Origin of the sequence: Microbacterium sp. SA156, from assembly GCF_049065455.1 — a bacterium.
Classification (GTDB): domain Bacteria; phylum Actinomycetota; class Actinomycetes; order Actinomycetales; family Microbacteriaceae; genus Microbacterium; species Microbacterium barkeri.
On the sequence record NZ_JBAKGU010000024.1, the window covers coordinates 18,197 to 29,455 of the forward strand.

Sequence of the window (11,259 nt, forward strand, 5' to 3'; positions counted from 1 at the left end):
GCGTCGGACGGCGTCGGTGTCGGCGGCAGCGGTTAGGCTCGAAGAAGACCCCCTTCCGGGACCCAGGAGGAGAAGGACCATGGCTCGCATCGGTGAGAGTGCCGACCTGTTCAAGTGCTCCTTCTGCGGGAAGAGCCAGAAGCAGGTCCAGCAGCTGATCGCCGGACCCGGCGTCTACATCTGCGACGAATGCGTCGAGCTCTGCAACGAGATCATCGAAGAGCGGATGGCCGAGTCCAACGCCGACGGCGGGGTCGCGGAGTTCGACCTGCCGAAGCCGCGGGAGATCTTCGGCTTCCTCGAGGAGTACGTCGTCGGCCAGGAGCCCGCCAAGCGCGCGCTCGCGGTGGCGGTGTACAACCACTACAAGCGCGTCCGCGCGCGCGGCGAGATCAAGACGGCCGAGCAGAAGGCCGAGGACGTCGACATCGCCAAGAGCAACATCCTCATGCTCGGGCCGACCGGGTCGGGCAAGACCTACCTCGCGCAGACGCTCGCGAAGCGGCTCAACGTCCCGTTCGCCGTCGCCGACGCGACGGCCCTCACCGAGGCGGGCTACGTGGGCGAGGACGTCGAGAACATCCTCCTCAAGCTCCTCCAGGCCGCCGACTTCGACGTCAAGCGCGCCGAGACCGGCATCATCTACATCGACGAGGTCGACAAGATCGCCCGCAAGGCGGAGAACCCGTCGATCACGCGCGATGTGTCGGGCGAGGGCGTGCAGCAGGCGCTCCTGAAGATCCTCGAGGGCACGGTGGCGTCCGTCCCTCCGCAGGGCGGGCGCAAGCACCCGCATCAGGAGTTCATCCAGATCGACACGACGAACGTGCTGTTCATCGTGGCCGGCGCGTTCGCCGGGCTCGAGGACATCATCTCGGCGCGCGTCGGGCGCCACGGCGTCGGGTTCGGCGCCCCGCTCCAGGACAAGCGAGACGACGGCGGGCTCTACGCGGAGGTGCTCCCGGAGGACCTCCACAAGTTCGGGCTCATCCCGGAGTTCATCGGCCGCCTTCCCGTCATCGCGTCGGTCGGCGCGCTCGACCAGGAGGCGCTCATGGAGATCCTCACCGTCCCGCGGAACGCGCTCGTGAAGCAGTACCAGCGCATGTTCGAGCTCGACGGCGTGGCGCTCGACTTCGAGGAGGACGCGCTGCGCGCGATCGCCGATCTCGCCGTCGGGCGCAAGACGGGAGCCCGCGGGCTGCGTGCCATCCTCGAGGAGGTGCTCGGGCCGATCATGTTCGAGATCCCGTCCACCGACGACGTCGCGAAGGTCATCGTCACCCGCGCCGCCGTCGAGGAGGGCGCACCCCCCACGGTCGTGCTGCGGCAGCGCAAGAAGAGCGCGTAGCCGAGTGGACGACTCCGGGCCGGGGATCGAGGATCCTCGGCCCGGAGCCGCTCAGCCCACGTGGACGTCGGGGCGGAGCCGCCGCTTGGGCTCCACGCGCCGCAGCACCTCGCGCGTGACCGGCGCGATCTCGCCCGTCCCGAAGACGAGGAAGCGCAGCATGTTCGACGCCGGATTGCCCTCGCTCCACTCGAAGTAGACGTCGGGGACGACGCCGGTCTCGTCCCGGATGGCGAGGAGCACAGCGGCGATCGCGTTCGGCACGCTCGTGGCATGGACGCTGAGGATGCGGTGCCCCGCGTGCTCCTCGCCGCGGACGACGAGGTCGTCCTCGAAGTCCGACGAGTCGCCGAGGATGACCTGCAGGAACACCACTTGCGCAGAGCGGGGGATCCCGTTGAAGCGCCGCTCGTTGCGGAGCTTGTCGGCGAACTCGGCCGCCGTCCCGGAGCCCGGCTCCTTGGGGACGACGCGGATCGCACCGTGGTGCTCCGCGTCGTGACGGAGGAACGCGAGGGCCGCCTCGTCGAAGACGACCGAGCGCGCGCGGAGCTGGAACGACCGCGGGATGCGCGACAGCACGGACACCGTCACGATGCCGAGGATGAACAGCGCGGCGATCTTGACCCCGTCGGGCCGCTCCACGACGTTGACCGCGGTCGTGGCGAGGAACACGGCGGCGATGACCGCGTAGCCGGCGGCCGCGCGCGGGTGCCGCCGCCGACGCGCGGACAGCGCCACCGCGATCGACGCCGAGGTGATGAGCACGAGCACGCCGGTCGCGTAGGCGCCGCTCTGGGCGTCGACGTCGGCCTCGAAGGCGAGCGTGACGGCGAACGCGATCGCGGTGAACACGATGACGAGGGGGCGCGTGGCGGCCGCCCAGCGCGGGGCCATGCCGTAGCGCGGCAGGTAGCGGGGCACGAGGTTCAGCAGGCCCGCCATCGCCGACGCGCCCGCGAACCAGAGGATGAGCACGGTCGCGATGTCGTAGGCGGTGCCGAAGCCTTCCCCGAGCAGGCCGTGGGCCAGATACGCGAGCGCTCGGCCGTTCGCCGAGCCGCCGGGCGCGAACTCCTCCTGGGGGATGAGCAGCGTCGTGACGACGCTCGAGCCGAGCAGGAACGCGCTCATCGTGAGCGCGGCGGCCGTGAGCAGCTTGCGGGCCCCGCGGATGCGGCCGACCGGCCGCGCCTCCGTGTCGCCGCGGATGCCGCGGATCTGCGGCATCACGGCGACGCCCGTCTCGAAGCCGGAGAGGCCGAGCGCGAGCTGCGGGAAGACGAGGAGCGCCACGGCGATGGCCGCGAGCGGGCTCCCGTGCGCGGTGGTGAGCGCGGCCGTCCAGTTGCCGACGACCTCGGGACGTGCGGCCACCTCGGCGAAGGACACGAGCACGACCACCGCGTTCAGCGCGAGGAAGACCCCCACGAGCGCCACCGCGATCGAGATCGCGCCGCGGAAGCCCTTGAGGAACACCGCCCCCAGGAGCGCCACGAGGAACAGGGTGATCGGGATCTCCATCCCCTCCCATTCGTCCGGCGCGAACGGGTTCTCGACGATGTGCGCCGTCGCGTCGGCGGCCGACAGGGTGATGGTGATCATGAAGTCGGTGGCGGCGAAGCCGAGCAGGACGAGCACGAGGAGCTTCCCGCCCCACCAGGGGAGGAGGCGCTCGAGCATGGCGATCGACCCCTCGCCGTGCGGGCTCTCCTTCGCCACGCGCCGATAGACCGGCAGGGCGCCGAGCAGCGTGACGAGGATGAGCACGAGCGTCGCGATGGGGGAGAGAAGGCCCGCGGCGAGGGCTGCGATCGCCGGCTGGTAGCCGAGGGTCGAGAAGTAGTCGACGCCCGTGAGGCACATGACGCGCCACCACGGCGCGCCCCTCCCGGAGTCGATCTCCGATGTGGACTCCCCGGTGACGTCCGGGGGCACTGCGCTCTCGACGAGCATCTCTTCTCCGCCTCTCGATCTGGACACCGGACGACGCTAGTCCCGTCGCGGCGCGCGGGACCCGCCTTCGCGTCAGGATTCCGTCAGGATTTCCGCCGCCCGCGCGCGCCGCCGTCGTCAGCCCGACCGGAGCCGCGAGACTTCCTCTGTGCAGCGGTTCGCGATGCTCCCCGTGCGACGGCAGCTCGTCGCCGCGGCCGTGGTCACGGCGGCGCTCGTGGGAGCGACGGCGGCGGTCGCAGCTTCGGTCGACGCGCAGGACCTCGTGGTCGCGGCGCTCCTGTACCTGCTCATCGTCGTCGTGGGCGCCGTGCTGGGTGGGATCGTCGTCGCCCTCGTCGCGTCGATCGCTGCGGGGCCGCTCCTCATCTACTTCTTCGCGGAGCCCGTGCACACCCTCCACGTGACCGACGGCGCGCAGCTCGTCGCGATCGGCGTGTTCGTCGCGGCGGGCGTGATCGTGAGCCTCGTCGTCGGGCAGTCGGAGGCGCGCCTCCTGCTCGCGCGTCAGGCGCTCGAGGCGCAGAGCCGAGCCGACGCCGCGCAGGAGGCGGACCGGCTGCGCAGCGCCCTTCTCGCGGCCGTCGGGCACGACCTCCGCACTCCGCTCGCCGCCGCATCGGCCGCGGCGACGAGCCTCGCCAGCTCCGACGTCATCTGGACGCCCGACCAGCGGGGCGAGCTCCTCGGCACGACGATCGCCTCGCTCGCTCGCCTCGAGCGGCTGCTCGACGACCTGCTCGACTCGTCGCGGCTCGACGCGGGCGTGCTGCCGGTCTCGATCGAGCCCATGCGGGTCGAGGACGCCGCCGCGCTCGCGCTGGACGAGCTGGGCGACGACGGCGCCGTCGCCGTCACGGTGGCGCCCGGGGTGCCGGACGCGCTGGCCGATCCCGTGCTCGTGCAGCGGATCGTCGCGAACCTCGTGGGCAACGCCCTCCGCCACGGCGGCGGCGACGTCGCGGTGAGGATCCGCACGGCCGGGGCGCGCGTGGAGCTCGCGGTCGTCGACCACGGCCCGGGGATCCCGGCCGCGTCGCGCGAGGAGGCCTTCCGCGCATTCCGTCGCCTCGACGACAGCGGGTCCGGCGCGGGGCTCGGTCTCTCCCTCTCGCGCGGGTTCGCGGAGGCGATGGGCGGCTCGCTCGAGCTGCGCCCGTCGGAGGGCGGAGGGCTCACGTGCGTGCTCGAGCTGCCCATCGCACCCGTCGCGCCGCGGGATGGGGGCGTCGCATGACCATCCTCATCGTCGAGGACGATGCGGCGATCCGCCGCACGCTCGCCCTCAACCTCGAGGCGCGCGGGTACGAGGTGCGCGAGGCGGCGGACGGCGCCGAAGCGGTCAGGGAGATCGCTCGGAACGAGCCCGCTCTCGTCATCCTCGACCTGGGGCTGCCCGCGCTCGACGGCGTGGGGGTCATCACCACGGTGCGCGGTGCGCACCGGATGCCCATCCTCGTGCTCAGCGGACGGTCGCAGACGGCGGAGAAGGTCGCGGCGCTCGACGCGGGCGCCAACGACTACGTCACGAAGCCGTTCGCGGTCGATGAGCTGCTCGCGCGCGTGCGCGCCCTCCTGCGGACCGCGCCCGCGCCATCCGAGGAGGCCGATCGGCATGCGATCGGCCCCTCCCAGATCGACCTCGTGGCGCACACGGCCACGCGCGACGGTGAGCCGGTGCACCTCACCGCGACCGAGTGGTCGATGCTCGAGGTGCTGCTGCGCAACGTGGGCCGCCTCGTCGGGAAGCGCGAGCTCCTCACGGCCGTCTGGGGCCCGGCGTACACGGGGGAGGACGCCTACCTCCGCCTCTACATGAGCCAGCTGCGGCGCAAGCTCGAGGCGGACCCGGCCCGGCCCCGCCATCTGCTGACGGAGCCGGGGCTCGGGTACCGCTACCGGCCCTGAGGCGTCACGCGTCGAGGCCGCGGCGCTTCAGCAGCGGGGCGATCTCGGCGTCGCGCCCGCGGAAGTCGCGGTATGCCTCGAGCGGATCCTTCGCACCGCCCACGCCGAGCAGCCGCGCGCGGAAGCGGTCGCCGCCCGCGCGCGAGAGCCCGCCGTTCTCACGGAACCACTCGACGGTGTCGGCATCGAGCACCTCGGCCCAGATGTAGGAGTAGTACCCCGCGCTGTACCCGCCCGCGAAGATGTGCTGGAAGTAGGTCGAGGAGTACCGCGTGGGCACGGTCGGCTCGTCCAGGCCGATGTCGGCGAGCGCGGCGGCCTCGAAGGCCGCCACGTCGGTCACCGCCGCCGCCTCCGACGGCGACAGCGCGTGCCACGCCTGATCGAGCCAGGCGGCCGCGAGGTACTCGCTCGTCTCGAAGCCCTGGTTGAACGTCTCGCTCGCGCGGAGCCGTTCGACGACGTCCGCGGGGAGGGGCTCGCCGGTCTCGTGGTGGACCGCGTAGTTCGCGAGCACCTCGGGCCAGAGGATCCACATCTCGTTCACCTGGCTGGGGAACTCGACGAAGTCCCGGTGGACGGCCGTGCCCGCGAAGTGCGGGTACGTCACGCGCGCGAAGAGCCCGTGCAGGGCGTGGCCGAACTCGTGGAAGAGGGTCGTCACGTTGTCGAGCGTGAGGAGGGTCGGCTCGCCGGCGGCCGGCTTGACGACGTTGAGGTTGTTCACGACGACCGGCTTCGTACCACGGAGCGCGGACTGCGCGACGAGCGAGTTCATCCAGGCGCCGCCGCGCTTCGTGTCGCGCGCGTAGAGGTCGAGCAGGTAGAGGCCGAGGGGCGTGCCGTCGGCATCGAGGACCTCGAAGGCGCGCACGTCCGGGTGGTAGCTCGGGAGGTCGGCGCGCTCGCGGAAGGAGAGCCCGTAGAGCTCGTGCGCCGCGTGGAACACGCCGTCGCGGAGGACGCGCTCGGCTTCGAACCAGGGCCGCAGAGCCGCCGTGTCGATGTCGTACTCGGCCTGACGCACCTTCTCCGTGTAGAAGGCCCAGTCGTGCGCTGCGAGCGGGAAGGGCTCGGGCTCCGTCTCGTCGACGATGCGCTGGAGCGCGGCCTTCTCCCGCTGCGCGTTGCGCGCCGCCGGCCCGGCGAGGCGACGCAGCAGAGCGCGCACGGCCTCGGGAGATCCGGCGGTCTCGTCGGAGGTCACGTACGCCGCGTGCGAGGGGTACCCGAGCAGCGCGGCGCGCTCGGCGCGGAGCCGCACGATCTCGCGGACGACCTCGGAGCTGTCGTTCGCGTTGCCGCGCGACGCCCGGGCGCGGGAGGCGGCGAGGATGCGCTCGCGCGCGTCTCTGCGGACCAGCGAAGACAGGTGCGGATGGCCCGTGAAGAGCGTGAGGGTGACCGCATAGCGCCCATCGAGCCCTCGCTCGCGGGCGGCCTCGGCCGCGGCGGACAGCTCGCCGGGCGCGAGGCCCTCGAGCTCCTCTGCGCTGTCGAAGACGACCGCGAGGTCGTTCGTGTCGGCGAGGAGGTTCTTCTCGAATCGCGTGGTGAGGGTCGACAGGCGCGCGTTGAGCTCGGTGAGCCGCTCCTTGGCCGTGTCGTCGAGGGCGGCGCCGGCGCGCGTCATCTCGGTGTGGCGTCGCTCGACGAGGCGGCGCTGCTCCGCGGTGAGGTCGAGCTCGTCGAGCCGGTCGCGGACGGACCCGATCCGCGCGTACAGTGCCGCGTCGAGCTCGATCGCGTCGGAGTGCGCCGACATGAGCGGTGCGAGCTGCTCGTCGATCTCCTGGATCTCCGCCGTCGCGTGTGCCGAGTTCACGGTGTAGAACGCACGCGAGACCGCGTCGAGAAGCGCGCCGGAGCGCTCGAGCGGCTCGAGCGTGTTCTCGAAGGTCGGGGCGTCCGGGTTCGCCGTGATCGCGTCGATCTCGGCGCGGTGCTCGGCGAAGGCGCGCTCGAACGCGGGCAGGTAGTGACCGGGCTCGATGGCCGCGTAGTCGGGCAGTCCGTAGGGGAGGGGCGAGGGCGCGAGCAGGGGGTTGAACACGGGCGCGGTCATCCCGTCAGCCTATCCAGGGCCGTCGTGCTCGGCGCGGCACGCGCCGCGTGATGCAAAGAGATGGTTGCAAAGAGCCGTTTGCAAAGATATCTTTGCGTTATGACCGACGAACAGGCGAAGGTGTCCGAGGAGCGCGAGACGCGCGTGCTCGACACGGCGGCGCTGCGTGCGCTCGCACATCCGCTGCGGGTGCGCATCCTCGACCTGCTGAGCAGGGAGGGCCCGCAGACCGCGAGCTCGCTCGCCGCGCTCACGGGCGAGTCATCCGGCTCGACGAGCTACCACCTGCGGATGCTCGCGCGCCACGATCTCGTCCGCGAGGTCGCGGGGCGCGGCGGCCGGGAGCGGTGGTGGGAGCGGCCCCGCGGCCGGATCGCCTTCGGCAGCGAGTCGGTCGGCGACTCGCCGGCCGGCAGAGCCGTGCTCCAGGTGGCCGTCGCCGAGTACCACCGGGCGCGCTTCCAGGAGATGTTCGACTACTTCACGGGCGGGTACGACGACGAGCCCGAGGAGTGGCGCGACGCGAGCGTCTCGACGACGTCGACCGCCCATCTCACCGCGGCGCAGCTCAAGGAGCTCGCCGAGCGCGCGGACGCGCTGTTCAGCGAGTACGTCGACCGCTACCGCGGGCAGGAGGGCGAAGGCGTGCGGAGCGTGTCTCTGCGCGCCGACCTCTTCCCCCTTCCGCAGAGAGGAGCAGGATCATGACCACGCTCACCGTGACGCTGTCGGTCACGATGCCCGACGCGGCGCCGCCGCTCGCGCTCGGCGCGGGGGAGCGGCTCGCGCTGCGCGTCGCCGAGGGCCTCCAGGCACGCGTGCACCGGCGCGCGGCCGCGCGGACGGCGCGCATCGCGGCGGATCTCGCCCGCGAGGGGCTCATCGCCGAGTCGCGGCGCGCCGGCGACCGCGCCGCGGCCGCGAACGGCGTCGGAGCGCTGCGCTGGTGAGGCGCCGCCGACGACGTCGGCGGCGCCTCTCAGTCGGAGAACGGGCGCGAGATCGCGACCCCGTCGGGGCCGATGAAGACCTCGATCCCCGTGTCGAGCTCGGCGATCGGCCGTCCCTCGAGCCACGTGAGCGTCCACGACGGCCGCGGAGCGTCATCCGGGAGCTCCGCCTCGACGCGCGAGATCTCCGCGCGCAGCGAGGCGGGCACGCTGGCCGGCGGCTCCGAGCCGGCCGACCAGCGCGTTCCGAGCTGCATCAGGCCTCCTCGGCCAGCTGGATGTCGGTGACCGCGAACGCATCGGCGTCCTCGATCTCGAGCGCGGCGATCCGGCCGACGGCCCTGAGGTCGTCGGCGGCGAGCCGCAGGGCGGCGGCGCGCTCGGCGGGGGCCGCGACGACTGCGCGGGCGACGGGCGTCTTCTGCGAGGCCTTCGCCTCGGTCTTCGCGCGGCGGATGCCGATGAGGGCCTCGCTCGCGGCGGCGAGCACGTCCGTGTCGCCGCCGAGCCCGGTCGGCTCGGGCCAGGCTGCGCGATGCACGGAGCCGCTCTCGAACCAGGACCACGCCTCCTCCGCGGCGAAGACGACGACGGGCGCGAGCAGGCGCAGGAGCGTCGAGAGCGCGGTGCGCAGCGCGACGGCCGCCGAGGCGCCCGCGTCGCCGCCCGCGTACGCGCGCTCCTTCACGAGCTCGAGGTAGTCGTCGCAGAACGTCCAGAAGAACGACTCCGAGAGCTCGAGGGCGCGGGCGTGGTCGTACGCGTCGAGCGCGGCCGTCGCCTGCACCACGACGTCGTCGAGCGCGGCGAGCATCGACAGATCGAGCGGCTCGGTGACCGAGGCGCCCTCGGGCGCCTCGAAGCCCAGCACGAACTTCGCGGCGTTCAGGACCTTGATCGCGAGGCGGCGTCCGATCTTGATCTGCGTCGGGTTCTGCGGGTCGAACGCCGCGTCCGTCCCGAGGCGGCTCGACGCGGCCCAGTACCGGACGGCGTCGGACCCGTGCTTCTCGAGGATGTCGGCGGGCGTGACGACGTTGCCCTTCGACTTCGACATCTTCTTGCGGTCCGGGTCCACGATGAAGCCGGAGATCGCGGCGTGCGCCCACGGCGCACGGTCGTCCTCGAGAGCGCTGCGCAGCAGGGTCGAGAAGAGCCACGTGCGGATGATGTCCTGGCCCTGCGGGCGCAGGTCGAACGGCGCCACGAGGCTCCACAGATCCTCGTCGCGCTGCCATCCGCCCGCGAGCTGCGGGGTCAGCGACGACGTCGCCCACGTGTCGAAGACGTCGGTCTCCGCCTCGAATCCGCCCGGCACGCCGCGCTGGTCCTCGGTGTAGCCCGGCGGGACGTCGCTCGACGGGTCGACCGGGAGGCTCGCGGCGTCGGGCACGAGGACGCGCGCGTAGTCGCGCTCGCCGTTCTCGTCGAGGCCGTACCAGACCGGGATCGGCACGCCGAAGAAGCGCTGGCGCGACACGAGCCAGTCGCCGGTGAGGCCGTTCACCCAGTTCTCGTAGCGGACCCGCATGAACTCGGGGTGCCACTCGATCTCCTGGCCGAGCGCGAGGAGCCGCTCGCGCAGCTGGGCGTCGCGCGCTCCGTTGCGGATGTACCACTGGCGCGTCGAGACGATCTCGAGCGGTCGGTCGCCCTTCTCGAAGAACTTCACGGGATGCGTGAACGGGGCCGACACGCTCGTGAGCTCGCCGGACTCCTCCAGCAGCTCGACCATCCGCTTCTTGGCGCTGAAGACCGTCTTGCCGGCGATCTCCGCGAACGCGGCCCTGCCGCCATCCGTCGTGATCGCCTCGGGCGCGTCGGCGACGACGCGGCCGTCCTTGCCGATGATGGTCCGGTTGGGGAGGTCGAGCTCCCGCCACCAGATGATGTCGGTCACGTCGCCGAACGTGCAGATCATCGCGATGCCCGAGCCCTTGTCGGGCTGCGCGAGCGGGTGCGCGAGGACGGGGACCTCGACGCCGAACACGGGCGTCGTCACGGTCGAGCCGAACACGGGCTGGTAGCGCTCGTCGTCGGGGTGGGCGACGAGGGCGACGCACGCCGCGAGCAGCTCGGGACGCGTCGTCTCGATGTGGATGTCGCCCGAGCCATCCGTCCGGTGGAACGCGAGGCGGTGGTAGGCGGCCTGCTGGTCGCGATCCTCGAGCTCCGCCTGCGCGATCGCGGAGCGGAAGTCGACGTCCCACAGGGTGGGAGCGAGGTCCTGGTACGCCTCGCCCCGCTCGAGGTTCTTCAGGAACGCGAGCTGGCTCGTGCGGATGGTGTCGTCCGAGATCGTCCGGTAGGTCTGCGTCCAGTCGACCGAGAGCCCGAGGGTGCGCCACAGGTCCTCGAAGGTCTTCTCGTCCTCGACTGTGAGCTTCTCGCACAGCTCGATGAAGTTGCGGCGGCTCACCGGGATCTGGTCGGCGGCCTTGATCGTCTTCGTCGTCCCCTCGAACGGCGGTGTGAAGTCGGGGTCGTAGGGCAGCGACGGGTCGCAGCGCACGCCGTAGTAGTTCTGCACGCGGCGCTCGGTGGGCAGGCCGTTGTCGTCCCAGCCGATCGGGTAGAACACCGTCTTGCCGCGCATGCGCTCGTAGCGGGTCTTCACGTCGGTGTGCGTGTACGAGAACACGTGGCCGATGTGGAGACTGCCGCTCGCGGTGGGCGGCGGGGTGTCGACCGAGAAGACGCCGGCGCGCCCCTTCGCGCGGGCGGCGTCGCGGTCGAAGAGGTAGGTGCCCTGCTGCTCCCAGGACTCACCCCACTTCGCTTCGAGACCCTCGAGTGCGGGCTTGTCGGGAATGGCGGCCATGGGATCTCCTCGCGCGCTATGTACGGCACGGTGTCTGCGTGCCTGAGTGTGGGTGCGCGACCAGTGTACCGGGGCGGGGTGGATTGGCCCCGGCGGGCGGGGCGTGGCCGGCGGGCGGGGCGCCGAGGTGTTCGCCGACTCCGCGAGCAGCACGCTGCTGCCGATGCTCGTCGACCACGACGACCTCGGCATCGGCAACGCGCGCATG

At 72.0% G+C, this 11,259-nt stretch carries 9 protein-coding genes; 5 read left to right on the top strand and 4 right to left on the bottom strand.

The window, feature by feature from the left end; all coding sequences use genetic code 11:
• Window positions 1-79 precede the first annotated feature (79 nt).
• Window positions 80-1,351, top strand: coding sequence for an ATP-dependent Clp protease ATP-binding subunit ClpX (clpX, locus tag ACOWU6_RS16120; RefSeq protein ID WP_271172021.1), 1,272 nt, complete (start codon window positions 80-82; stop codon window positions 1,349-1,351).
• A gap of 51 nt (window positions 1,352-1,402) precedes the next feature.
• On the opposite strand, the gene ACOWU6_RS16125 is transcribed toward clpX, so the two are convergent.
• Window positions 1,403-3,217, bottom strand: a complete 1,815-nt coding sequence (locus ACOWU6_RS16125) for an amino acid transporter (protein ID WP_421076330.1) — start codon at window positions 3,215-3,217, stop codon at window positions 1,403-1,405.
• Window positions 3,218-3,455: 238 nt separating this feature from the next.
• Here ACOWU6_RS16125 and ACOWU6_RS16130 point away from each other — a divergent pair, with 238 nt between their 5' ends.
• Window positions 3,456-4,544 carry a sensor histidine kinase gene (locus ACOWU6_RS16130; RefSeq protein WP_421076324.1) on the top strand — a complete coding sequence of 363 codons (1,089 nt, stop codon included), beginning with the start codon at window positions 3,456-3,458 and terminating at the stop codon, window positions 4,542-4,544.
• On the top strand, window positions 4,541-5,215 hold the full coding sequence (locus ACOWU6_RS16135) for a response regulator (protein WP_282977890.1): 675 nt from the start codon (window positions 4,541-4,543) through the stop codon (window positions 5,213-5,215). The genes ACOWU6_RS16130 and ACOWU6_RS16135 overlap by 4 nt, the downstream gene beginning before the upstream one ends.
• Window positions 5,216-5,219: 4 nt before the next feature.
• On the opposite strand, the gene ACOWU6_RS16140 is transcribed toward ACOWU6_RS16135, so the two are convergent.
• Window positions 5,220-7,280 (bottom strand): M3 family metallopeptidase, encoded by a 2,061-nt coding sequence (locus ACOWU6_RS16140; RefSeq protein ID WP_421076325.1) that lies wholly within the window; start codon window positions 7,278-7,280, stop codon window positions 5,220-5,222.
• A gap of 99 nt (window positions 7,281-7,379) precedes the next feature.
• Here ACOWU6_RS16140 and ACOWU6_RS16145 point away from each other — a divergent pair, with 99 nt between their 5' ends.
• Both ACOWU6_RS16145 and ACOWU6_RS16150 read left to right on the top strand, forming a co-directional pair.
• Window positions 7,380-7,988, top strand: coding sequence for a winged helix-turn-helix domain-containing protein (locus tag ACOWU6_RS16145; protein WP_271172017.1), 609 nt, complete (start codon window positions 7,380-7,382; stop codon window positions 7,986-7,988).
• Window positions 7,985-8,230, top strand: a complete 246-nt coding sequence (locus ACOWU6_RS16150; RefSeq protein ID WP_421076326.1) for a hypothetical protein — start codon at window positions 7,985-7,987, stop codon at window positions 8,228-8,230. The genes ACOWU6_RS16145 and ACOWU6_RS16150 overlap by 4 nt, the downstream gene beginning before the upstream one ends.
• A gap of 29 nt (window positions 8,231-8,259) precedes the next feature.
• Here the strand turns inward: ACOWU6_RS16150 and ACOWU6_RS16155 are convergent, their stop codons facing one another.
• Both ACOWU6_RS16155 and valS read right to left on the bottom strand, forming a co-directional pair.
• Window positions 8,260-8,487, bottom strand: a complete 228-nt coding sequence (locus ACOWU6_RS16155) for a hypothetical protein (RefSeq protein WP_421076327.1) — start codon at window positions 8,485-8,487, stop codon at window positions 8,260-8,262.
• Entirely contained in the window at window positions 8,487-11,051 is a 2,565-nt protein-coding gene (valS, locus tag ACOWU6_RS16160) for a valine--tRNA ligase (protein WP_421076328.1), read from the bottom strand. Before valS ends, ACOWU6_RS16155 begins: the two co-directional genes overlap by 1 nt.
• Window positions 11,052-11,259: the final 208 nt, after the last annotated feature.

What these genes read in the sequence shown, in the direction of transcription:
- ACOWU6_RS16140 (WP_421076325.1), bottom strand. Translation starts at nt 7,280, where the DNA reads ATGACCGCGCCCGTGTTCAACCCCCTGCTCGCGCCCTCGCCCCTCCCC.
- ACOWU6_RS16150 (WP_421076326.1), top strand. Translation starts at nt 7,985, where the DNA reads ATGACCACGCTCACCGTGACGCTGTCGGTCACGATGCCCGACGCGGCG.
- valS (WP_421076328.1), bottom strand. Translation starts at nt 11,051, where the DNA reads ATGGCCGCCATTCCCGACAAGCCCGCACTCGAGGGTCTCGAAGCGAAG.
- ACOWU6_RS16135 (WP_282977890.1), top strand. Translation starts at nt 4,541, where the DNA reads ATGACCATCCTCATCGTCGAGGACGATGCGGCGATCCGCCGCACGCTC.
- ACOWU6_RS16125 (WP_421076330.1), bottom strand. Translation starts at nt 3,217, where the DNA reads ATGTGCCTCACGGGCGTCGACTACTTCTCGACCCTCGGCTACCAGCCG.
- ACOWU6_RS16145 (WP_271172017.1), top strand. Translation starts at nt 7,380, where the DNA reads ATGACCGACGAACAGGCGAAGGTGTCCGAGGAGCGCGAGACGCGCGTG.
- clpX (WP_271172021.1), top strand. Translation starts at nt 80, where the DNA reads ATGGCTCGCATCGGTGAGAGTGCCGACCTGTTCAAGTGCTCCTTCTGC.
- ACOWU6_RS16155 (WP_421076327.1), bottom strand. Translation starts at nt 8,487, where the DNA reads ATGCAGCTCGGAACGCGCTGGTCGGCCGGCTCGGAGCCGCCGGCCAGC.